This window comes from Phocaeicola sartorii JCM 17136 = DSM 21941, from assembly GCF_054653615.1.
This window is the reverse complement of the sequence record NZ_BAAIFW010000005.1, coordinates 3,094,015-3,116,754: the sequence shown is the minus strand read 5'-3', so window position 1 is coordinate 3,116,754 and position 22,740 is coordinate 3,094,015. Positions and strand designations below refer to the sequence as shown.

17 protein-coding genes are annotated in these 22,740 nt (G+C 46.8%); 11 read left to right on the top strand and 6 right to left on the bottom strand.

Going from position 1 to position 22,740, the window contains the following annotated elements; all coding sequences use genetic code 11:
• The first annotated feature begins 15 nt into the window (after positions 1 to 15).
• The 3 genes from ACYQ0C_RS13385 to ACYQ0C_RS13375 all read left to right on the top strand — a co-directional run bounded on the left by ACYQ0C_RS13385 (position 16) and on the right by ACYQ0C_RS13375 (position 3,672).
• Positions 16 to 1,791 (top strand): RagB/SusD family nutrient uptake outer membrane protein, encoded by a 1,776-nt coding sequence (locus tag ACYQ0C_RS13385; RefSeq protein WP_016276101.1) that lies wholly within the window; start codon positions 16 to 18, stop codon positions 1,789 to 1,791.
• 179 nt (positions 1,792 to 1,970) lie between these two features.
• Positions 1,971 to 2,981: a uroporphyrinogen decarboxylase family protein gene (locus ACYQ0C_RS13380; protein WP_016276102.1), complete on the top strand. Its 1,011-nt coding sequence runs from the start codon at positions 1,971 to 1,973 to the stop codon at positions 2,979 to 2,981.
• Positions 2,974 to 3,672 (top strand): vitamin B12 dependent-methionine synthase activation domain-containing protein, encoded by a 699-nt coding sequence (locus ACYQ0C_RS13375; protein WP_016276103.1) that lies wholly within the window; start codon positions 2,974 to 2,976, stop codon positions 3,670 to 3,672. Before ACYQ0C_RS13380 ends, ACYQ0C_RS13375 begins: the two co-directional genes overlap by 8 nt.
• 125 nt (positions 3,673 to 3,797) lie before the next feature.
• On the opposite strand, the gene ACYQ0C_RS13370 is transcribed toward ACYQ0C_RS13375, so the two are convergent.
• The 6 genes from ACYQ0C_RS13370 to rho all read right to left on the bottom strand — a co-directional run bounded on the left by ACYQ0C_RS13370 (position 3,798) and on the right by rho (position 13,659).
• Positions 3,798 to 3,923 carry a hypothetical protein gene (locus ACYQ0C_RS13370; RefSeq protein ID WP_257205100.1) on the bottom strand — a complete coding sequence of 42 codons (126 nt, stop codon included), beginning with the start codon at positions 3,921 to 3,923 and terminating at the stop codon, positions 3,798 to 3,800.
• Between the two features lie 27 nt (positions 3,924 to 3,950).
• A complete protein-coding gene (locus ACYQ0C_RS13365) occupies positions 3,951 to 5,522 on the bottom strand; it encodes a sodium:solute symporter (RefSeq protein ID WP_016276104.1) in 1,572 nt (523 codons plus the stop codon).
• 33 nt (positions 5,523 to 5,555) lie between these two features.
• Positions 5,556 to 7,358, bottom strand: a complete 1,803-nt coding sequence (locus ACYQ0C_RS13360; protein WP_016276105.1) for a corrinoid protein — start codon at positions 7,356 to 7,358, stop codon at positions 5,556 to 5,558.
• Between the two features lie 5 nt (positions 7,359 to 7,363).
• On the bottom strand, positions 7,364 to 9,610 hold the full coding sequence (locus tag ACYQ0C_RS13355; protein ID WP_016276106.1) for a glycoside hydrolase family 31 protein: 2,247 nt from the start codon (positions 9,608 to 9,610) through the stop codon (positions 7,364 to 7,366).
• A gap of 10 nt (positions 9,611 to 9,620) precedes the next feature.
• Positions 9,621 to 11,501 carry a right-handed parallel beta-helix repeat-containing protein gene (locus ACYQ0C_RS13350; protein ID WP_016276107.1) on the bottom strand — a complete coding sequence of 627 codons (1,881 nt, stop codon included), beginning with the start codon at positions 11,499 to 11,501 and terminating at the stop codon, positions 9,621 to 9,623.
• A gap of 145 nt (positions 11,502 to 11,646) precedes the next feature.
• On the bottom strand, positions 11,647 to 13,659 hold the full coding sequence (rho, locus tag ACYQ0C_RS13345) for a transcription termination factor Rho (RefSeq protein WP_016276108.1): 2,013 nt from the start codon (positions 13,657 to 13,659) through the stop codon (positions 11,647 to 11,649).
• 428 nt (positions 13,660 to 14,087) lie between these two features.
• On the opposite strand from rho, the gene ACYQ0C_RS13340 reads away from it, so the two are divergent.
• The 8 genes from ACYQ0C_RS13340 (at position 14,088) to ACYQ0C_RS13305 (ending at position 22,363) form a co-directional block, all read left to right on the top strand.
• Entirely contained in the window at positions 14,088 to 14,465 is a 378-nt protein-coding gene (locus tag ACYQ0C_RS13340) for a RidA family protein (protein WP_016276109.1), read from the top strand.
• Positions 14,466 to 14,628: 163 nt separating this feature from the next.
• On the top strand, positions 14,629 to 15,819 hold the full coding sequence (locus ACYQ0C_RS13335; protein ID WP_016276110.1) for a hypothetical protein: 1,191 nt from the start codon (positions 14,629 to 14,631) through the stop codon (positions 15,817 to 15,819).
• A 9-nt stretch (positions 15,820 to 15,828) separates the two neighbouring features.
• Positions 15,829 to 16,620: an MBL fold metallo-hydrolase gene (locus ACYQ0C_RS13330; RefSeq protein WP_016276111.1), complete on the top strand. Its 792-nt coding sequence runs from the start codon at positions 15,829 to 15,831 to the stop codon at positions 16,618 to 16,620.
• A gap of 17 nt (positions 16,621 to 16,637) precedes the next feature.
• Positions 16,638 to 17,015, top strand: coding sequence for a VOC family protein (locus tag ACYQ0C_RS13325; protein ID WP_016276112.1), 378 nt, complete (start codon positions 16,638 to 16,640; stop codon positions 17,013 to 17,015).
• A gap of 42 nt (positions 17,016 to 17,057) precedes the next feature.
• Entirely contained in the window at positions 17,058 to 17,891 is an 834-nt protein-coding gene (locus ACYQ0C_RS13320) for a DUF3805 domain-containing protein (protein WP_016276113.1), read from the top strand.
• 7 nt (positions 17,892 to 17,898) lie between these two features.
• Positions 17,899 to 19,764 (top strand): ABC-F family ATP-binding cassette domain-containing protein, encoded by a 1,866-nt coding sequence (locus tag ACYQ0C_RS13315; protein WP_032941675.1) that lies wholly within the window; start codon positions 17,899 to 17,901, stop codon positions 19,762 to 19,764.
• An 83-nt stretch (positions 19,765 to 19,847) separates the two neighbouring features.
• On the top strand, positions 19,848 to 21,050 hold the full coding sequence (locus ACYQ0C_RS13310) for a tyrosine-type recombinase/integrase (RefSeq protein WP_016276115.1): 1,203 nt from the start codon (positions 19,848 to 19,850) through the stop codon (positions 21,048 to 21,050).
• Between the two features lie 479 nt (positions 21,051 to 21,529).
• A complete protein-coding gene (locus ACYQ0C_RS13305; RefSeq protein WP_016276118.1) occupies positions 21,530 to 22,363 on the top strand; it encodes a hypothetical protein in 834 nt (277 codons plus the stop codon).
• The last annotated feature ends 377 nt before the right edge of the window (positions 22,364 to 22,740 follow it).

The window sequence follows — 22,740 nt, the reverse complement described above, 5'->3', positions numbered from 1 at the left end:
AAAGAAATAACTATCATGAAATACGGTAAAAAATATATGTTTGCTGCATGTGCCGCGCTGTTATTGGGCGTGCAGTCATGTGATTTGGAGGAATACAATCCTGCCGGAAGTACTCCGGATAATGTGTACAAAGAACAAGCGGGCTTTGATGCTCTCGTCAACTCGGCTTATGCTTTTTGGGGTGGTCAGTTTTATGGACGTGAAGATTTTGTGTTGTTGCTGAATGGTGGTGGCGACCTTTGGATCAATATTGCCAATTGCGGTTACGGACGCCAGATGTCCAAATACGAAGAGCTGACGGCTTCGGTGGGTCAGATAAAGAACACTTGGAATCGTCTGTATGAAATTATAAACGACTGTAATGCCGGTTTGGAACGGATTGACCGGGTGAACTTCAAAGATAAAAAACTGAGAGACATCCGCTTTGGTGAATTAAGTTTCATGCGTGCATACGCTTATTGGCATTTGGTTGAAATTTACGGTAATGTGGATCTTAGAACCAAAGAAACTTCTGCCGAAAGCCTTTCAATGAGCTGTCATCGCAGCAGCTATGAAGATTTGTATGATTTAATGTTGACTGATGCGCAGAATGCGGTGGATAATCTGCCCGTCGATCCTTATCCTGTTAAAGACGTAGGGCGTGCCACCTCAAAAGCGGCTTACGGCTTGCTGGCGCGTATCGCACTGACGCGTGTCTCTTATTGTGACAGTCAGTCGGACAAAGACAAATATTATAAAATGGCCGAGGATGCGGCTCAATATGTGATTGATAATCAGAGCGCATTGAAAGTATCCTTGTATGATACTCCTGACGAAGTCTTTGACCCGAATAATAACAAGACGAATAAGGAGGCCATGTTTGTAGTGACTCACTCTACCGAGTCATCATTGAACATGCAGGCTAAAAATCCGAACCGTCTGCACATGTACTTCCATGCCAGTTATTCGGCAAGAGCAGGCATGGTGCAGGATTACGAATATGGAAATGACAAGAATGCCAAGTCGGGCAGTATGGCGATGATGCCTACCCGTTATTTGTTGGAATTGTATAATGAGAATATAGATGCCCGTTACAATGCCTGGTTCCGTGAAGAGTATAAACTGAATACCCCCCAAGCTTATGCCTGGACTAAGGATCAGTTGGACTATTTTGAAAAACCCTCCTCTATGGTTGGTCAGGTTATTCAGCCGGGAGAAACAGCGTTGCTTTTCACCAAGAAGAAGATGGCCGACAAACGTAACTTGCCATACGCAGTCGTCGATATCGATGATACCTATGCAGCCGATGGAAGTGTCAGCAAGAGTGCCAACTTTAACATTCACTTCCCGACCTTGCTGAAGTACGAAGATGCAAGTCTGGAATCCAGAGGCTTGCCCACCAATTCGCAGGTTGGTGCAAATGATGTGATTACCATGCGCTTGCCCGAAATGTATTTCATCGTTGCCGAATGTGAGATGATGAAGTCCGGCGGAAACAAGGAGATAGCCCGGGCACGTATCAATGACATACGCCGGCGTGCGGCAGTTCCGGGTAAGGAAGCTGAAATGGAAGTAGGAGCGGACAAGATGACGATCGACTTTATTTTGGAAGAAAGAGCACGCGAGTATTGTGGCGAGTTTATGCGCTGGTTTGATTTGAAGAGAACCGGAAAACTGGTGGAATATGTGAAAGCCCATAATCCGGACATTCCTTTGATCCAACCGCATCACGCATGGCGTCCTATTCCTCAGATGTTCCTGGACTCTATCTTGAATCCGGATGAATTCGGCCAGAATGAGGGATATAATTAATTTCCAGGTGTCATCTTTTGTATAAATTGCCATAAGTCTATCAAATGAAAAACGGTGTAAATCCCTGTAATATCATAACGGGATTTATACCGTTTTTTGAATAACAAAGAGCATTTTGCACAATGGATTCTCCAAGAAAAGATTTACCTTTGTAAGTATAGAACACATATAAAAAGACCATGAGTAAACTGAATATGAAAGAGTGGATAAACGAAATTATCCAAAAGAAAGAAGTGGTGGCGATGCCCATCATGACCCATCCGGGCATAGAGATGATAGGGAAAACGGTGCGCGATGCGGTTACTGACGGACAAGTGCATTACAACGCCATCCAGGCATTGAGTGAGAAATATCCCACAGCCGCCGCAACCGTGATTATGGATCTGACGGTAGAAGCGGAGGCTTTTGGAGCGGAGATTGTCTTCCCTGAAAATGAGGTTCCCAGTGTGGTGGGGCGTCTTCTCAATGATGAAGGAGCTATTGACAAACTGGAAATCCCTGCCTTGAATAAAGGAAGAATCCCCCAGTACCTGAAAGCAAATATGCTGGCAGCCAAGGCCATTACGGACCGGCCCGTCTTTGCCGGCTGCATCGGTCCTTACTCATTGGCAGGACGTTTGTATGACATGTCTGAAATCATGATGCTTATTTATATCAATCCGGAAGCAGCCCATTCGCTGTTGAAGAAATGTTCGGATTTCATTCTCCGTTACTGCATGGCACTGAAGGCCACAGGAGTGAATGGGGTAGTGATGGCCGAGCCGGCTGCCGGACTATTGTCTGATGAAGACTGCACGCAATACTCGTCTGTTTTCATTAAGGAGATCGTAGAGAAAGTGCAGGACGATCACTTCACGGTCATTCTGCATAATTGTGGAAATACCGGACATTGTACCCGGGCGATGGTAGCCACAGGTGCCGCCGCTTATCATTTCGGGAACAAGATAAATATGGTGGAGGCGCTGAAAGAAGTCCCTGGCGATGCCCTTGCAATGGGAAATCTTGATCCGGTGAGTCTGTTCAAGGCGGCTGCTCCGGAGGAGATGAAGAAAGCCACACTCGATTTGCTGGAAGCTACCCGGTCCTATCCCAACTTCGTGCTTTCCAGCGGATGTGACACACCGCCTCATACGCCGGCTGAAAATATTGATGCATTCTTTGCCGCATTAAATGAATTTAATAATGCTTGAAAAAGAACTGTCTTTTGCTGATCTGCCTGTCCCATTGTCCGAACTCTATGAGGCGATGGGATATGCAGATGCTGTGCCCGATGAAGCGGTGGAAAAAGAAGTTCGTGGGGTACTGGAACGGGTGGAGGCAGTTACTTCTCCCCGTTTTTGTTTTTTCATATCCGGTGGAGAGTTGGATGAATCGAAAGACTCGCTTTCTGTCGGCGATACGTGTTTCAGTGTAGGCAAAATAATCACCCGGCAGCTGCGTGGTTCGGAATCCTTCGCTTTCTTTGCCGCGACTGCCGGAACCGGTTTTGAAAGGCTCCAGCATACGTTGCAGCAAGAAGGGGATATGGTAAAGATTTATATAGCGGATGCCATAGGAAGTATCATAGCCGAGAAGACTGCGGATTGTATGGAAATCGCTTTGGATGAATACATCCGCAACAGGGGATGGAAGCATACCAACCGTTTCAGTCCCGGATATTGCGGCTGGCATGTGTCGGAACAAAAGAAATTATTTCCCTTATTCCCTTCGGCGGAACCTTGCGGCATCCGGTTGACAGATTCCAGTTTGATGCTTCCTATAAAATCGGTCAGTGGAGTAATAGGGCTGGGGGAGGATGTCCGTAAGCTGGAATATACTTGCGGTCTCTGTACGTACGATAAATGTTACAGGCGGAAGCAGCGGGGGGGAGGAAAAGGATAGTGCCCGTCTATGCTTTTCGGTGACACGTAAATATCATCAGTCCGATATAAACAGAACCATCATCTGTTGGCGGGATGATGTGCTGGTGGGATGGCTTATGCATCCTATAGAAATAGGCGATACGACTAGACAAGTTGCTCTGCGAAGCTTCGTCTTCCCACCGTCCAACGGGCGCTGGACGCATGTCCGGCAAGTGCCGGATGCATTTCCAACATCTGCCGGACGCATATCCGGCAGGCGTTGGAAATCATTTTTTATATAGGCAGGGGGTGCTTGTTTTAATATCCATTGAAGAAGATATAAAGTCCTGTCATGACAATAATCAGCAACGCCCATCCAATGAGAACGGATTTAGCCGGCTTCTCCATGACTTTCTTCATGTTTAATGTACATTCCTGCCGGTGTTTATCCAATAAGGATACCAGGATCATGCCTGCGCTGATGACAACGAACAGGTAGAAAGACAGCATCATGAAATGAGGCCATGCCGTATATTCTTCCGCAGGGAATACCCATAAATAGAGGATACCCACTCCCATGCTGAACGCCGTGCCCACTGTAAGCGCAGCATTGGCTGCCCGGGTCGTAGTCCGTTTCCAGAAGATGCCGAACAGGAAAACAGCTGCCATAGGCGGTGCGATAAATCCCAGTACCGATTGGAATACATTGAACAGATTCAATCCTTTGATACTGTCTATGGCAATGGTGATGATCACCGAAATCAGTGCTCCCGCCACTGTAACCACATGCCCCGTACGGATGATCTCTTTCTGGTTGGCAAGCGGTCTGAATTTCTTGACATAGATGTCCATCGTGAAGACGGTACTCAGCGCATTCAGGGCAGAGCCGACAGTGCTGATCAGTGCGGCGGTCAATACGGCCAGTACCAACCCTACCATGCCTACAGGAAATAAGTTAGTGACCATAGTCATGTAGGCCTCATCGGGGTTCTTCAAGCCCGGGTAGAGTGCCAGACAGATGATACCCGGAAGGATATAGAGAGGAACATCCAGTATCTTCAACCAGCCGGTGAAGTTGGCACCCATTTGTCCTTCTTTCAGATTCTTGGCAGCCAATACAGGCTGTACCATGGATTGGTCTGTGCACCAGAACCAGACTCCCATGATGGGATAACCCAGAATAATGGGCAGCCACGGGAAGGCGGGATCGTCATTCGGGCGGAACAGGTTCCAGTAATCGGCCGGAACCGCTTCGGCCAATGCGCTGACTCCACCCACTTTGTACAGCCCTGCTATAGTAAGCGTGGCCGATACGAAAATAAGCAGAAGCATTTGGAATACATTGGTATAGGCTACCGCTTTCAGCCCTCCGGCCATGGTGAAGAATGCGGAGATAACGAGCAGGATCAATGCCGACTGCCACATGGGAATATCGAAAACCTGACGGATAAGGATACCTCCGGCAAACAGGGTCAGGGCAAGCCACGAGATAAGGATTGTCACAATGGTGTACCAGGCAAGAATGTTGCGGGTGGACTGTCCGAAACGCCGCCCCATGAACTCCGGCAAGGTGGTGATACGCGCTCCCAAATAACGGGGGGCAAAGACAAAAGCCAGCAAGCAGATGAAAACAAACGCATACCAGGCATAATTGCCCGAAACAATGCCGGTGGTGAATCCGGCACTGGCAGAGGCTATCAGCATGGAAGGCCCTACATTGGTTCCCCACATGGAGAAACCGATGTGATGCCACTTCAGGGAACGCTCGGCGAGAAAAAGGCTGCTGCCTTTTTTGCGTTTCAGGCTGGCCCATATACCGATGCCTATAAGAATCAGAAAGTAGGCAATAAGAATGCCCCAATCTAACGTATCTAAATAATTAGCGTGCATAATTCATGTATCAGATTAAGATGAATATTCCGTTTATTGATGAAGCCCCATCAGTTCCTTGGCTACCGCTACGGCCGTATTGGCATTGTCGCTATACCCGTCCGCACCTATTTCATCGGCAAATCCCTGGCTTACCGGAGCGCCGCCTATCATTACTTTTACCTGATGACGGATACCGGCTGCTTCCAAAGCGTTGATCACCTCCTGCATATAAGTCATGGTTGTTGTCAGCAAGGCACTCATGCACAGGATGTCTGCCTTGTTTTTCTTGACTTCTTCCACAAATTTGTCGCAAGATACATCTATGCCTATGTTGATTACCTCAAAGCCGCAACCTTCCAGCATGGAAGCCACCAGGTTCTTGCCGATATCATGCAAGTCGCCTTTCACGGTCCCGATGACCACCTTGCCTATGGTGGTCGAGGCACTCCCTTGCAGTAAAGGCTTCAGCAGTTCCAAAGCTCCCTTCATGGCGCGTCCTGCCATCAGCAGTTGGGGCACGAACGCTTTTCCGTCCTGGAAGCGTTGTCCCACTTCGCCCATAGCCTTTATCATGTAGTTGTTGATAATTTCCTGGGGCTGTACTCCTTCGGCGATGGCTTTCTTGGTTACTTCTACGGCCGGTTCCAGCTTTCCGTCCACAATGGCATTGAACAAAGGTTTCAAGGCTTCATTCCCGGCTGTCGCGGAGTCTTTGACGACGATTGTTTCTTGTTTTGTTGCAGTGGCTTCTTCTTTCGAAAGGTCTTCTTTGGATACGTCAGAGGAAGAAGAGGAGTATTCTTCGACCATGCGCATCGCTTGTTCCACTTCTCTCTCGTTATGGAAATCCATTTCCAGATGCACACCGTCCGCACCGATATTGTCCAGCAAGGGTTTCAGTTCGTCCAAGGTTACCCAACAAGCCATGATACTTTTGCCTCCGGCAAGGATCTTCTTGTAAAGGTCGTACCATTTGGATGATCCCCCTTGTGGCTCACCTACGCCCGGAGTCCATTGAATGGCATTCAGTTCCTCAATTTCAAGAAGGGCGGGCAGATGGTGCATGGCGCCCACACCGTCCAGATGATACAAGGTATAGTCTATTTTTTGACATTGTTCGCGGATAAAGGGTTGTACAAAACGACGATAATCATCTTCGCTGATCATGGTAGAAATATCGCTTTGTAATTTGCTCATTTTACCGGGAGCCCATGAAGAAAAATAGCAGAAAGCCATTTCGTCCCCTTCACGGATGATGTCGTAAAGTTCATCAAAGACTTTGAAATAGATATCATTGATTTGTTGCATTTGCTGTTCCAGCACTTCGGGCTGCATCACGGTATCCAGCAAAACTTTGTCTGTACCTTTCAAGGCGGCCAGTACGTCCAGTCCTTCCATCAAGTCGGGCATTCCTACGTAATAGTGGCCGTTTGCTTTCGCCTTGCATGCCTTCAGCAATTCTTTATGCAATATCCAGTTTGGGTGTTCGGGATTGAAAACAATTTCATCGTTGAAATCGGGATCGGGATGAATCCAAATGGTATCTTCCCCTCCTTCGAACACGCCGCCCAAGATGGCGGCCAATGAACCGGGACCTAACTGGGTATTGGCTACCGGCAGGATATCTGCTTTCAGGCTGCTGTGTGCCACGTACCAGTCCAGGTATTCTGCACGCCATTGCGGATCGAACCATTTCTGATTCAGGTCTTTTGCCGGGGAGGGTGCAGGGATATCCGCATGAGGTTTCACACCTTCCTGAAAGTGCTCCCACATGTTCAGTATGATTCCTTTATGGTTCCACCAATCTATATATCGTTTCTTTGTTTCGTCTAAATTCGTTTTCCAAGTTTCCATATTCGTCAGTTTTTAAATATTCCTTTAAAATGAGGGCCTATGTGCAGACCGGTGCTTTTGCTTAAATCCATTTCGTCCGTGCATTCCACTTCATCCGGATAAACGGGGATGGTCGCTCCTTGACGTACATATACGGGCATTTCGTCCAAGGGGATATCCAGATTCTTCAGCCAGCGTCCTCCTTCCAAGCGTTCACCTGTGAAGAAATTTATCCATTTTCCTTCGGGCAGATAGACATCCCGTCGGTTCTCGCTGTTCATGACCGGGGCTACCAGAAAGTCGTCACCGAAATAGTATTCATCGTCTATGTGCCAGCACAGTTTGTCTTCGGGATGATGATAGATGAGAGCCTGTAAAAGAGGAGCTCCGCTTGCGATGGCCTTCCGGCTTTGTTCTACAATATAAGGTATAAGCGTATAGCGCAACTTCCACCACTTTTTTATCATGGGTGCGATAGCGGGATAATGCCACGGCTCGCGTTTGTTTGTCCCGTGATAACGGATGTGGGAGGAGAATACACCGAATTGTGTCCAGCGCATATATACGTCATCGTCCACTATAGAGTTCATGAAGTTGGGCAATGTGTGGAATCCGGGGACATCATGACTCCAGAAGGCGAAGCCGGAAAGCCCGAAATGCAAGCCGCCTTTCAGCGAGCCTGCCATTCCATCCCATGAACTGCATGAGTCGCCTCCCCAATGCAGGGGATAGCGTTGGCATCCCGCCCATGCCGAGCGTGCCCATACGATGCCGTCACCGGTTACGTCTTTTGTGATTTCGTAGGCAGCTTTCTGATAAAGCAATGCATACAGGTTGTTCAGCAATTCGGGTTTCATGCCTTTATAGAGGGCATCCATGTGTATGTTTTCTCCAAAATCGGTTTTGATACAGGTCACGCCCATATCCAGCAGATTCTTCAGCAGTCCTTTATACCATTCGGTTGCTTGGGGATAAGTGAAGTCAATGGTTCCGGCATAGTCCAAAGCCGAGAAATTGGAACCTTCCGAATCTTGTTTCTTTGTCAGAGGAGCTATATAATCGTTTTGGCGTGCTTCGTCTATCTGTTCGGCGTTCTCTGCCACGTAGGGGAGTTGCCATAAGGACACGCGATATCCTTTTTTCTTCAGCCCTTGGATGAACCCTTTGGGATCGGGAAAGCGCTCTTCGTTGAATTTCCATTCGCAGAGCCAGTCGGTCTTGAACCAGCCGGTATCCAGGTGGATGACATCGCAGGGGTAATGCTCGGCACGCATCCGGTCGCATATCTCATTTACTTCATCAGCACTGAAATAAGTCATGCGGCTCATCCAGATGCCGAAACTCCAGAGGGGAGGCATGGAAGGATATCCGGTCAGGTCCCGATAACCCCGGAGGATTTCTTCCATGGTGTCGCCTGCTATGACGAAGACATCCAGCATGGCTTGGTCGCTCAGAAACTGTACCGAGCGGGTGGACTGCCCGGCCAGTGACAGTTTGCTGTGGGCACAGGTGTGATAGAATGTTCCATACATCCGGCTGGAGAGGTAGAAAGGAATATTCTTATAGGTACGGCGGTTGTTCACGCCTTGGCCGTCCTGGTTCTTTAAGAAGAAAGTTTGTCCGCTTAAGTCCATTTTGGCAAAGCGTTCCCCTGTTCCGGCAAAACATTCATCGGGTTTTGATTCAAAGGAAAGGGTGGCACGTTCCTTCACTCCGTTTCGTTTGCAGAAAGCCAGTGGCAGCGCATCGTAACGGGGAGGGGAGAAGTGGTCGTAGGCAGCCAGACGGATTTCACGTTTGCCGTCGGGGTAAAGGCGAAGATCCAAGGTCTCTTGAGGATCGGGCAGGAGTTCGCTCCAACGGTCCAGTACCGGGGACTTTACATGGATAAGTGCCCGTTGGATTCCGTCTTGGGTAGAGATCACCCATTCGCCTTCTGTTTGTGCCACTTGCAAAGGGAGTTTCTTTACCCGGTCACTGAATTGGAGCATTTCCGACTGGTCCGTCATGCTTTCTTCACCGAATCCGATAAAGAGCCGGGTGATACCTGAGGTGTACTGACGGATAACCAGCGTATATTCTTCACGGGGCGATGCCGTATCGGGCGCCATATCGTTAGAGAGCACTTGCTTTTGAAAAGGGACGTTTATACAGATATCCCCGTCTTTTTCATAGACAGAGGTGGGTTTGTATGCTTTCCATAATGATTCGTCTCTTGACAGATCGGGATCAAAGTCCAGAAAATCGAATAAGTGGTAATTGGTTGGTTTCATTCTCTTTTTGTTATTTCGTTTTTATAATGATTCTTGGTTGTGACACCCCACCTACAGCGACTCTGCCGGCCTTTTGCTTGATACTTTCATCTACTTGCGGCCCATTCTTTTTCCATACATTATGAGGTCCCGGGCGGTTGGAGTCGAAACGTTCGGACGGACACCAGTTATTTTCTACGGTATAGCCATCCGTCGCCTCATCGAAGTAGATGTAAAACGCACGGTCGTTAGTAGCGTAGGGCGCGTTAATCAGTTGTTCAATCCGGTTATTGCGCATCACGGAACCGGGTTGGTTGGAGAGGGTATAAAGTCCTCCTGCATCATACAGCCTCCGGGCAAAGTGATGGACGTAATTGGCTTCAATCCGGTTGCCGCTCATTCCGCTTTCCAGCAGGGTCCATCCCCAGCCCACACAGATACCTGAATAATTGACGTGGCAGACTTCATTATGTACGATATGGATATTCTTTACATATCCGGCACCGATGCCTACACCTCCCCAATCTTCATTGGTCACTTCCTCAATCAGGTTATTCCGTATGGTGATTCCCGTGCATAATTCCTGTTCATGAAAAGGTTTATAAGGCACATGGGTTTCAAATCCTCCATCGGGAAAGGTGCCGACCAGCAATCCCGTGCCGCCTATATCCGTGAAAAGACAGTTCTCGATCACTGAATTTGAAACGGCCCGTTCATAGTCTACTCCCGTAGCCGCCAAGTGCTGGAACGTGCAATGGTCGAAGTCGATGTGACTGCCGCATTTCACTTGTATCGCTGCTTCCGGTCGGCCTATCCATGCCTGGTTTTCCAGTTCGGCTTTTTCGGGCAACCCCGGTATTTGTAGTTTGTATGCATCCAGCAGATGGAAACCTCCTTGCAATGTAACGTGTCCTTGATAGGAGGGGCGCATCCATGAAGTATGTTCGAAAGATATATTTTGAAAACGTATATTCCTTACCGGGCGTTCCAATGTTCCGCTTATAGTCAGTAAAGTCTCTAAAGCGGGAATAATGACTTGCGCCTTCGTCATGTCTTCGTGAGGACGCGGGTAATAATAGATGCGTCCGGAAGGATAATCCTGATACCATTCTCCGGGCTGGTCCAATAGTTCCAGAGCATTGACCAGACAAAAGGAGGAGTTTCCTTTTTCTCCGTCAATGACCGGTTGAGGCCAGGGATGGGCAAACTCCAACCGGCTTTCGGGTTCATGAAAACGGACGATTGTATTTGTCCCTTCCGCAATCATTTCCTTCACTCTCAGTATGGCGATGGCCCAACGTTGGTGAACGATCATCTCTACTTGTGAAGCGGCATTCAACCCTGCTGTTTGTGGAGTGGGGATGGTGATCGTCTCCTCTTCAGGGTTAAAATCAATCATGCGTTCCATTACTCCGTCGGGAAACTGTGCGGCCCGCTGTGCTTTTGCTCCGTTGACCCACATTTGTCGGGTTTCCAATATCCTGTTTCCCATACGGGGAGCTTCGGCTACCCATATTTCTTTTCTAAGAGTTTCTGGTATTCTGGTATCTTCGCATCCTTGTTTCCAACCTGTCACAGGTACGCCGCCGCTTAGGATTACGCGGGCGTCGGGAGCAGCTGTAATGATGGTGGGAGATTCCGATGTCCCACTGTCTTCGGGACGGATAAACAGGGGTTTGTTTGGTTGGTATATTCCTTCTTCCAGGATGATATTTATTCCTCCTGCTATTTCGGGTGATTGCAGCCTTCTCCATTCGCGCGCTTTTTTTATTGCTTGTTCCAGAGTCTGGAGGGGAGATTGGCGTGTACCGGCAGCTTTGTCGTTACCGTAAGGAGAAACATAAATATCTCCAGCGGTTAAATAAAAGGAATAACTGATAAATGCGATAAAGCAGATCATTTTTGTTTTCATGGGTTCTCCAGATTTAAAGGTCTTTCTAATCAGACGGAAGGAATCTGCTTTTGTACCCAAGTATTATTCTCTTACTATAAAAAACACAGGCCATACCTTGATGAAAAGGTACAGCCTGTGTCATTTATTAAAAAAGATTTATTTCTTATGAGTTCATGCTCATCAGGAACTCTTCGTTGTCTTTGGTATTCTCCAGACGGCTCTTTACGAAATCCATCGCTTCGATAGGATTCATATCTGCCAGATACTTGCGAAGGATCCACATACGGTCCAAAGTAGTCTTGTCGAGCAGCAAGTCGTCGCGGCGGGTGCTGGATGCAACGATGTTTACTGCCGGGAAGATACGCTTGTTGCTCAAGTTGCGGTCCAGCTGGAGTTCCATGTTACCTGTACCCTTAAATTCTTCGAAGATCACTTCATCCATCTTGGAACCGGTATCAATCAGTGCGGTTGCGATAATGGTCAGCGAGCCACCGTTTTCAATGTTACGGGCAGCACCGAAGAAACGTTTGGGTTTATGCAGGGCATTGGCATCCACACCACCGGATAATACCTTGCCGGAAGCGGGAGAGACGGTATTGTATGCACGTGCCAGTCGGGTGATAGAGTCGAGGAAGATTACCACATCGTGACCACATTCTACCATACGTTTCGCTTTTTCCAGTACGATACCTGCAATCTTTACGTGGCGTTCTGCCGGTTCGTCAAAAGTAGAGGCGATTACTTCGGCATTGACGCTGCGCGCCATGTCTGTCACTTCTTCGGGACGTTCGTCAATAAGCAGCATGATCATGTAAGTCTCCGGATGGTTGGCTGCGATGGCGTTGGCGATGTCTTTCATCAGGATTGTCTTACCGGTTTTGGGCTGTGCCACAATCAAAGCACGCTGTCCTTTACCGATAGGTGAGAACATATCTACCACACGGGCGGAAAGGTTATCACTATATCCCCCTTTGCAAAGTTTGAACTTTTCATCGGGGAACAGCGGGGTCAGGTGATCAAACGGAACGCGGTCACGTACCAGTCCGGGATCCAGACCGTTTATCTTTTCCACTTTGACCAACGGGAAATATTTCTCACCTTCTTTCGGCGGACGGATAGAACCTTCCACTACATCGCCGGTCTTCAAACCAAACAGTTTGATTTGTGACTGTGAAACGTAAATGTCATCGGGTGAGGAAAGATAGTTGTAATCGGAGGAACGGAGGAACCCATAACCGTCGGGCATGATTTCCAATACTCCGGTGCCGGTCAGGATGCCTTCAAATTCGTAAGGCTTTTCCACCTGTTTGCGTTCCGGTTGTTGAGGAATGTTGGCAGGTGCTTCTCCCTCAGCTGCCGTATTGTTATTATTGTTATTTGCCTGACGCGGGTTGTTATAATTATTGTTGCGCGGATTGTTATACTTCTGATTTTGATCGCGCTGCTGGCGTGGTTGGAATTTGGGGGCCGGTGTCTGTACCGGAGCCGGTGTTTCTACTTTGGTAGCCTCAAATTTGCCGAACAATTCAGTAGGCAGTTCTATTTTTTCTGAAGGAAGATCCTCGATGGGAATAAAATCCTCTGTTTCACCGCTGAATTCCAGCTCGGGAAGAATCACTTCTTTTTCTTTGGGAGTAGCCGGTGTTTCCTCTTTTTTTGCTTTTTGGGGTTTCGGTTTCGCAGGTGCTTCAGCTTTCACTTCCTCTTTTACGGTTTCTTTTGTTTCCGTTGCAGGTTGTTCTTCTGTCTTGGCTGTTACTTTCTTGCTACCCGGCTTGCGTCCTCTTTTTTTAGGTGTTTTTTCTTCCGCGCTTGCCTCGGCCACGGCTTCCGTTGGAGGTGTTACCGCTGCCGGAGCAGCTTCTTTTACCGTTTCGGCAGTTGCGGAGGCAGGTTGCGGGGTATTGGCCTCCAGCTTCTGTGCCTTGTCTTTGGTGGCAGTATATACTTTGTCACCCTCTTTTTTAACGTTGATACGTGATCTTTTGCGTGGCTGACCTTCATTGGCTTTTTCCGCCGCTACTTTTTTGGTTGCTCCGACTATGGCTTGCTCGTCCAGAATTCTATAAACCAGATCTTCTTTTTTTAGAGAGTCTGTTTTCTTGATACCCAACTCTTTGGCAATCGATTGTAATTCCGACAAGTCTTTGTCGTTTAATTGAATAATGTTATACATAGAGTATAGTTATTAGTAATATATTTCTTTATAATCTTTTTAATGGTATAATTAAGGAGCGCAATCTACACAAAAATGTGTTAGAAGAGGGAAATGCACTCATAATTACGATTATGGGATTGATGTTGTTTTGATTGTTATCAGGAAGTAAACAGACTTTCCCGGATAGGGGGCAGACGTATTTACCGAGGACAAAAGTAGATATTTTTTTTTAATCTCATGCATATTACAGAAGTTTTTTTGCCGAATTTAATGAAATTAATAAAAAAAACGACGCTTGGAAACATCCTTTCTGTCTGTGAAAACCCTGATGTTAAATGAACGTAAAAATAGATCAGATTGTTCAGTAGAGTCTGCATGAAATAGCGGAAAAAGTACTAATTTAGCCCGTCAAATTTGATTTTTACTTAACTATAAATAGAGAAAAGATGAAAAAAGTGATTTTTACAGAAAAGGCTCCTGCCGCTATAGGTCCTTACAGTCAGGCAGTTGAAGTGAATGGTATGGTATTCCTTTCAGGTCAGCTTCCTGTTGATCCTGCTACCGGTGAATTTGTTCCGGGCGGAGTGACTGAACAGACTACCCAGGTTTTTGAGAATATCAAGAATGTATTGGCAGAAGCCGGTCTGACTACCGCTAATATCGTAAAAACAACCGTGTTTTTGGCAGATATGTCTTTGTTTGCTGAAATGAACGCTGTTTATGCCAAGTATTTCGAAGGGGATTTCCCTGCCCGTTCTGCTGTAGCTGTTAAGGCTTTGCCGAAAGGAGCATTGGTGGAAATTGAGAGCATTGCAGTGAGATAATGAGTCTCTCACCACAGATTGCACGGATTGATACAGAACGTTTCTATTGAAGATCAATGTCTTTTATATGGAACCTGTGTCAATCAGTGTAGTCTGTAGCGAGTGACGGTGGAGGGGGAATCATAAAAACAACTGATTGACAGATAGCGTAGAAAAGTGGAATATGAAACAACTGGACAAGTGGCAATGGTCCACATTAATATTATCTGCTATACTGGTAATGGCATTTTCAGTCTTTATTTATCGGTATGAGCCTTTTAAATCCGGATTCGAGATTACCGACCAGCTGGGGGGTAATATTTTCCCTGCAACCATTCTTTCTACCGCAACCACAGATGCCAATTTAATCGTACCGGCCGATTCCGATTATATCGGAAATCCTAAATCCTGTATCGCCATCCGGCTGAAGAACAGTTATGCCAATAGCAAATTGCGTATAGAAGTGGCCGAGACTCCTTTTTTCTCTCAGTCCGTATCCGAGTTTATTTTACCCCGGGCGGGGAAAGAATATCTGGTTTTCCCGGATATTATATGGAACTATCAGGCTTTGCGTGATAATAATCAGGCAGTGCCCGTTAGCATCTCCGTCAAGGTGGAATTGAATAAGAAAGAGCTTCCACAGCGTTTGAAAACCATTTCGATGCGCAGTATTAACGAGTGCCCTTTGGGATACGTGGACGATAAAATGAAGTTTCACGATACGGGAGAGTTCTTTGCAGCCTATGTCAACGAGGAGCATCCGCAGATTGACAAATTATTGCGTGAGGCCTTGGATACACGTATCGTCAATCGCTTTCTTGGGTATCAAGGTAATGCCCGCCAGTCGGAGAATGTGGACAAACAGGTCTATGCATTGTGGCATGTGTTGCAGAAGCGGAATTTTAAGTATAGCTCCACCACCAATACCAGTCTTTCGTCCAATGTGGTTTATACACAGCGCGTCCGTACTTTGGACGATGCGTTGGAATCCTCGCAGATCAACTGTGTGGACGGCAGCGTGTTGCTGGCTTCACTGATGAAAGCCATCAATATCAATCCGATCCTGGTGCGTATTCCGGGACACATGTTTGTGGGTTATTACACAGACAAATCGCATAAGAATATGAACTTTCTGGAAACCACGATGATAGGGGATGTGAATCTGGATGATTTCTTTCCGGACGAGAAGCTCGATTCTACCATGGTAGGCAAATCCCAGAACCAGATGTCGAAACTGACCTACGAGAAATCAAAGGAATACGCTACGAGGAAATACCGGGAGAATGACTCCCTGATACATTCGGGTAAAGTGAATTATATGTTCCTGGAGATAGATAAAAAGACCCGTGCGCAGGTACAACCTATCGGTAAATAAATTTGTTGTATGGATATGGAACTTATTTATATATATCATAGTGGATTCGCCTTGTTGGGCGATGGCTTTACCGTAATCATGGATTATTACCGTGATTCGGAGGATGGACAGGCGCAGGCGGATTTGAACCGGCTGATGGATGGGACTTTCAGCCATCAAGAGGCCGGGATGCCGGAGGGAATCGTACACGGCGAATTATTGCGGCGTCCCGGAAAACTGTACGTGCTGGCCAGCCATTTTCATCCGGATCATTTTAATAAAGAGGTATTGCAATGGCGTGAACAGCGGCCGGATATCGTCTTTATTTTCTCGAAAGACATCTTGCGTCATCGCAGGGCGCAGAAAGAAGATGCTATTTGGTTGAAAAAGGGAGAAGAGTATAAGGATGAAACATTACGTGTGCGTGCTTTCGGTTCCACGGATGTGGGAGTTTCGTTTTTGCTTCAAGCAGGTGGAAAGAAGATTTTTCATGCCGGTGATTTGAACAACTGGCATTGGATGGACGAGAGTACCGAGGCGGAGTGGAAGGGAGCCGAGAAGAATTTCCTGCATGAACTGGACGATCTTTACGCCTATACGCCCGAAGTGGATGTGGCCCTGTTTCCCGTTGATCCCCGTTTGGGAAAAGAATATATGCGGGGTGCCGGACAGTTTGTAACAAAGATAAAAACTCATATCTTTGTACCCATGCATTTCACACCGGAGTATGCCAGGGCAAATGCTTTCCGCGACTTTGCCGAAGCGCATGGAGTGCGTTTTGTGTCATTGACGCATCGCGGACAAAAAATAGAGATTGAATAACAAAAGAGTAACACAATATGAAAATAAAAGGAAGATTTGACCATTTCAATATCAATGTAACTGATCTGGACAAGAGTATCAAGTTTTATGAAACAGCATTAGGCCTGCATGAGTCTCATCGCAAGGAAGCTTCGGACGGTTCCTTCGTGCTGGTGTATATGGCCGATGACCACAGCAGCTTCTTGTTGGAACTGACCTGGCTGCGCGACCATACCCAGCCATACGAATTGGGTGAGAACGAAAGCCATCTGTGCCTGCGTGTGGAGGGTGATTATGACGAAGTTCGTAAATTCCATAAGGAAATGGGGTGCGTTTGCTTCGAGAACACCGCTATGGGCTTGTATTTCATCAATGATCCGGATGATTACTGGATTGAGATATTGCCGGTGAAGTAAAACAATCGTTTCCGTTAGTAATGAATTAAAAAGATAGAGACTATGAAATACATTTCTCCCGGTGGCTGGTTCTCATTGGAATACCCGATGGGCTGGCACGAGTTTGAAGATACAGAAGAGAGTTTTTTATTCTATAATCCCGACCGGTGGAGCGGTAATTTCCGCATATCGGCTTATAAGGATGAAGCGGCTGACTATGGTTCGCAGTGCATCGCATACGAATTGAAAGAAAACACCTCTTCCGCTCTGGTGAAAGTGGGCAAGTGGGACTGCGCCTATAGCGCGGAAACTTTTCAGGAAGAAGGCGCCTGGTACACCACTCATATCTGGGTGACAGGAGAGGGGGATCTCTCTTTCGAATGTTCTTTTACCGTGTCCAAAGGAGGAGACAAGCATCCGGCAGAAGAAATCATCCGGTCTTTGCAGATCCGCAAAGAAGGTGTCAGCCACCCGCGTGAGATTATTCCGATCCGTGTTTTGGAAATAGGGGAGGTGAACACCGCTTTTGAGTGGGCTTCTGCCACGATTAAAAAGCAACTCACCAAGGATTTCACTGCATCGGAGAGCGATATTGACAGCATACAGCAGGTGATGGACAGCGGACGTTTCCAGACGCAGCAGCGTATGGCATGGGAGAACTTCGGTATTGCCTTCGGAACCATTCTGGTGAATGAGATGGAAGGTCTGGAATGGGTGACCGTTGTAGAGGGCCGGAAAGAATATCCCGCCTTGCAGTTTATGCGTTCGGACATGGTGCTGGATCCTGCCGCATTGGTATGGGAGAAAGCTAAAAAGGGACTTCCCTGCACCTTGAAATCTGAATTCAGGAAAATTAAGCGTGAGGCGGAAGCAGTGTTGGATGATTTAAATAAATAGACAGATAATGACCCCATATATGCAAGTAGACGGGCTTACCAAATCATTCGGTGACTTGGTATTGTTCCGGAAGATTTCATTTGGAGTGGCCGAAGGACAGCGCATCGGCCTGATAGCAAAGAACGGTACAGGCAAGACCACCTTACTTAATATCATAGCTGGTAAGGAAGGATATGACGAAGGAAGCATCGTCTTCCGCCGTGATCTGCGTGTGGGCTATTTGGAGCAAGATCCCCATTATCCCGAAGAACTGACCGTGCTCGAAGCCTGTTTCTATCACGGAAACAGCACGGTGGAACTCATCAAAGAATATGAAAGCTGCATGGAAACCGAAGGCAATCCGGGACTGGAAGACCTGTTGGCACGGATGGAGCACGAAAAGGCATGGGATTATGAACGGAAGGCGAAACAAATCCTTTCGCAGTTAAAAATCCGTGACTTCAACCAGCAGATCAAGCATCTTTCCGGAGGCCAGTTGAAACGGGTCGCTCTGGCGAATGTGCTGATAACCGAGCCCGATTTCCTGATTCTGGACGAGCCTACCAACCATCTTGATCTGGATATGACCGAGTGGCTGGAGGGGTATCTCGGCCGGGGGAACATCAGTCTGCTCATGGTGACGCACGACCGTTATTTCCTGGACCGCGTCTGCTCTGAAATTATCGAGATAGATAATCAGCAGGTCTATTCATACAAAGGGAACTACAGCTATTACTTGGAAAAGAGGCAGGAGCGTATCGAGGCGACCAATGCCGAAATAGCCCGTGCCAATAACCTGTACCGCACGGAGTTGGAATGGATGCGCCGTATGCCTCAGGCACGCGGACATAAAGCGCGTTATCGGGAAGAAGCTTTCTACGAACTGGAGAAAGTGGCGAAGCAGCGTTTCAACGACGGCAATGTGAAACTGGATATGAAAGCCTCCTACATCGGCTCCAAGATTTTTGAGGCGGATCATCTGTACAAGCGTTTCGGTGATTTGAAGATTCTGGAAGATTTCTCGTATATCTTTGCCCGTTATGAAAAGATGGGCATCGTGGGAAACAATGGTACGGGAAAGTCCACATTCATTAAAATACTGATGGGCGAACAGAAGCCGGACAGTGGAACACTGGATATCGGTGAGACAGTCCGTTTCGGTTACTATTCTCAGGACGGCCTGAAGTTTGACGAGCAAATGAAGGTCATCGATGTGGTGCAGGATATTGCCGAAGTCATCGAGTTGGGAAATGGCAAGAAACTGACCGCCTCCCAGTTCCTGCAACATTTTCTGTTCACCCCCGAGACGCAGCACAGTTATGTATATAAACTAAGTGGGGGGGAACGCCGCCGCCTGTACCTGTGTACGGTGCTGATGCGTAATCCCAACTTCCTGGTGCTGGATGAGCCTACCAACGATCTTGATATCATCACCCTCCAGGTATTGGAAGAATACTTGCAGAACTTCAAGGGCTGTGTCATCGTAGTAAGCCACGACCGCTATTTCATGGACAAGGTGGTAGACCACCTGCTGGTATTCAAGGGACAGGGAGACATTCGTGACTTTCCGGGTAACTACTCCGATTATCGTGACTGGCGTGAGGCGAAAGAGCAGCGCGACAAAGAGGCGGAAAAACCAAAAGAGGAAAAGACCGCCCGCGTGCGCCTGAATGACAAGCGGAAGATGTCCTTCAAGGAAAAGAAAGAGTTCGAACAGCTGGAACAGGAAATAGCCGGGCTGGAGCAGGAGAAAGCCGATATAGAAGCCGCCCTTTGCAGCGGTACGCTGGGAGTGGAGGAGCTGACGGAGAAGTCCAAACGATTGCCGGAACTGAATGATTTGATTGATGAAAAGACCATGCGCTGGTTGGAATTGAGCGAGATAGAAGGATAGAATAACCGGAGGTGCAACAGTGTACCTGATGCCATATTGCTATATTCGTTTTGAATAACAAAACCATAATATTTTAAAGAAATATGGCATCCATTAAATTGAAATTCCGCCCATCGAGCGTAAAAGGAAAAAAGGGCGTATTAAATTATCAAATTATTCATTACAGACTGACACGGCTCATCAAGACTTCTTATCAGATCATGCCCTTCGAGTGGGACGACTCCACCGGCAGTCTGCTTATTCCAACACAGTCTGAATGTAAAGCGCGTCTTCTGCTGATACGTGACCATACGAATTGGGAGATGACGCGGTTACAAGGTATTATCAATGACCTGGAGCGAACCGGAGTGGAATATACCATTGATGATATCGTGGCTTTTTTCCGGAAAATCCCCCCTATGGAGAGTGTGTTCAAATTCATGCAACGGTGTATCAATAAACTGGAGCGGCAGAAAAGGGGACGGACGGCAGAAGGTTATACCTCGACAATGAACAGCTTTATCCAATTCAGAAAGAATGAGGACTTGAGTTTTGAAGCCTTTGATTCGGAACTGATGGAGATGTATGAAGCCTATCTGAAAGAGAAGGGATTGGTAAAGAACAGTACTTCCTATTATATGAGAATCTGGCGGAGTGTGTATAACCTGGCTATAGAGCAAGGCTACACCACCGACAAGAAACCTTTCAAACATGTCTATACCGGCATAGACAAGACTGTAAAACGGGCCGTTCCCTTTAAAATCATCAAAATGATCAAGGAGCTTGATTTATCATTCGAACCCCAGCTGGAGCTGGCAAGGGATATATTTCTTTTCAGTTTCTATACCCGGGGCATGTCGTTTATTGATATGGCACACTTGAAGAAGAGCAATCTCCAGAATGGAATTCTGACATACAGCCGGAAAAAGACCGGGCAGCGGCTGACTATTCTGTGGGAGGAGCTGATGCAGGAGATTGTGGATAAATACAAGGATGACAGTTCCGAGTACCTGCTGCCTATCTTGCGGTATTGTGATATAAATGACCGCAAGCAATATAAACTGAGGGCCAAGCAGATAGGACGGGGCTTGAATAAAATAGGCTTGCGGCTGGAATTAAAGGCGCCGTTGACTTTCTATGTGGCGCGCCATAGCTGGGCCAGCATAGCGCAGGACAGGAAGGTGTCTACAGACATCATCCGCGAAGGGCTGGGGCACGATAATGAAAAGACCACTCATATTTATCTGGCCTCCATCTCCACTTCACAGATAGACAGAGCCAATCAGATCATTTTAAAAGGGTTGTAACTTTATTTGTATCTCAGGATATTTTGTTCAAGAAAAAATAATTCTACATTGCTGGCGAAACAGCGATGTAGAATATCATGCGGGCTGGCTGTACAATAGAGAAATACTGTGTGACTTCGTGTGATATCTAATTTAGGATAATTTATTTTTTATCATGAACAAGTGTGATAAATCTGAAAATCAGCTGTTTGATAGCATGATTCGTTTTATAAAAAATGGGGTTCTCTTAGTAAGAGATCCCCATTTGGCTGCAAAAGTAGCTATAATTCCCAATAAATGGAAATCTTTTGTTGTTTTAAAATGCTTTTAACAAGAAATGTATGAGAATTGTTCGTAAAATGTTATGAATTGCGATGTGTATGTTTCACATTATCAGCAAATTAAAGAAGAATGGGGATCTCTTACTAAGAGAACCCCAAAAATGAAGCTTCAACAAGCCTTCATTTTAGAAGTATAAATGATAAATAATTTATGTTTTGATGCAAATCTGTAATGATGCGGATTTGGGTACTGAATACTCCTTTCCGCAGAATCAAAACATAACGGGTAAAGCGCCTAGGTTACTGCCATGCAGTTCAATCGCTTCCTGCCCAGACCAGGGGTCAGATCTGATAACCACGTCACAGACGGGGGAAGAGAAAGAATATCCTGACCACAAGTGGTATTATATGTTCCTGCGCAACAGAGAGCTGAAACGCTATATCGAAATCTTTACCGGCAGGAGGGCTGTGACTATTAATACCCGGTCTGGCATAAAGGAAGAAAGGCATTTCTGCTTCAAAGTGTTTTCATATACCTCTGCTGATCATAAAAGACGTTTTGAACAGTGTCCTTATAGCAAGGAAGAGTATGCAGCCCATCGGGAGTCCGCATTTGCCGTAAAAGAGGCTTTCGCGACAGGCTCTGTACAGAAGTTGAACGCTTTGACGAATGAAAAGGAAATCACGGGTGATGGTTATCTGTTTGTATGTGCCCCGTTGGATGAATTGAATCTCATCCTTGCCCATCTGTTCCCCCGGCAATATCTTGCAAAAGACCGCAATTCCTATAGCATGGCTGTTATTCCCCATAGACAGATGGAAGAATTTATTTATCTGTATGAATCCATGCCTTATAACATTGAACTGATGGATAAGCCTCTTGAGGAGTATATTCAGAAAAAGCAGAAGATACGTATTACGGGTGGTGTCTTTCAAGGGAAGGAGGGGTGTATCATGCGTCTGCATCGGAATACCAAGCTGGTGTTTGCTTTTGGTAATATGACGGTGGCTATTAGTTATCTTCAGGCTTTTCCGTTTGAGAAGGTGGAGTAGTGGTCTATCGGTAGCCAAGCTTTCTTTCAAACAATTGGGATTAAGGAAATTAATTTATTCCTTTGTGACCGGAGTTAAAAATAGAAACAGAAAATCATGACTTCTTTGCCACATGGAGGTATTGGACAGATGCCCTGCCAAACTTCAGAGCAGGATATTCGATAAAGCGTTTTCCACGGCTGAGATAGCCCATTACAATCCTGTGGAACAGCGTAGTTATGAGGAGAGTCTGAACCGGTTCTTATCAATGTGGTAAGAACCACTGAACGTAAAGGTATGGCGAAAGACATGGCCGAAGGAAGGTATAGAGAAAGGTAAATTGGAGGATGCTGAGAATTATCTTCGTTTTTTGGGGGGCCGAAGTGATATCACAAGCT

Excerpts from the sequence above, each read along its gene's own strand:
- ACYQ0C_RS13385 (WP_016276101.1), top strand. The coding sequence starts at position 16 with ATGAAATACGGTAAAAAATATATGTTTGCTGCATGTGCCGCGCTGTTA.
- ACYQ0C_RS13380 (WP_016276102.1), top strand. The coding sequence starts at position 1,971 with ATGAGTAAACTGAATATGAAAGAGTGGATAAACGAAATTATCCAAAAG.
- ACYQ0C_RS13375 (WP_016276103.1), top strand. The coding sequence starts at position 2,974 with ATGCTTGAAAAAGAACTGTCTTTTGCTGATCTGCCTGTCCCATTGTCC.
- ACYQ0C_RS13370 (WP_257205100.1), bottom strand. The coding sequence starts at position 3,923 with ATGATTTCCAACGCCTGCCGGATATGCGTCCGGCAGATGTTGGAAATG.
- ACYQ0C_RS13365 (WP_016276104.1), bottom strand. The coding sequence starts at position 5,522 with ATGCACGCTAATTATTTAGATACGTTAGATTGGGGCATTCTTATTGCC.
- ACYQ0C_RS13360 (WP_016276105.1), bottom strand. The coding sequence starts at position 7,358 with ATGGAAACTTGGAAAACGAATTTAGACGAAACAAAGAAACGATATATA.
- ACYQ0C_RS13355 (WP_016276106.1), bottom strand. The coding sequence starts at position 9,610 with ATGAAACCAACCAATTACCACTTATTCGATTTTCTGGACTTTGATCCC.
- ACYQ0C_RS13350 (WP_016276107.1), bottom strand. The coding sequence starts at position 11,501 with ATGAAAACAAAAATGATCTGCTTTATCGCATTTATCAGTTATTCCTTT.
- rho (WP_016276108.1), bottom strand. The coding sequence starts at position 13,659 with ATGTATAACATTATTCAATTAAACGACAAAGACTTGTCGGAATTACAA.
- ACYQ0C_RS13340 (WP_016276109.1), top strand. The coding sequence starts at position 14,088 with ATGAAAAAAGTGATTTTTACAGAAAAGGCTCCTGCCGCTATAGGTCCT.
- ACYQ0C_RS13335 (WP_016276110.1), top strand. The coding sequence starts at position 14,629 with ATGAAACAACTGGACAAGTGGCAATGGTCCACATTAATATTATCTGCT.
- ACYQ0C_RS13330 (WP_016276111.1), top strand. The coding sequence starts at position 15,829 with ATGGATATGGAACTTATTTATATATATCATAGTGGATTCGCCTTGTTG.
- ACYQ0C_RS13325 (WP_016276112.1), top strand. The coding sequence starts at position 16,638 with ATGAAAATAAAAGGAAGATTTGACCATTTCAATATCAATGTAACTGAT.
- ACYQ0C_RS13320 (WP_016276113.1), top strand. The coding sequence starts at position 17,058 with ATGAAATACATTTCTCCCGGTGGCTGGTTCTCATTGGAATACCCGATG.
- ACYQ0C_RS13315 (WP_032941675.1), top strand. The coding sequence starts at position 17,899 with ATGACCCCATATATGCAAGTAGACGGGCTTACCAAATCATTCGGTGAC.
- ACYQ0C_RS13310 (WP_016276115.1), top strand. The coding sequence starts at position 19,848 with ATGGCATCCATTAAATTGAAATTCCGCCCATCGAGCGTAAAAGGAAAA.
- ACYQ0C_RS13305 (WP_016276118.1), top strand. The coding sequence starts at position 21,530 with ATGCAAATCTGTAATGATGCGGATTTGGGTACTGAATACTCCTTTCCG.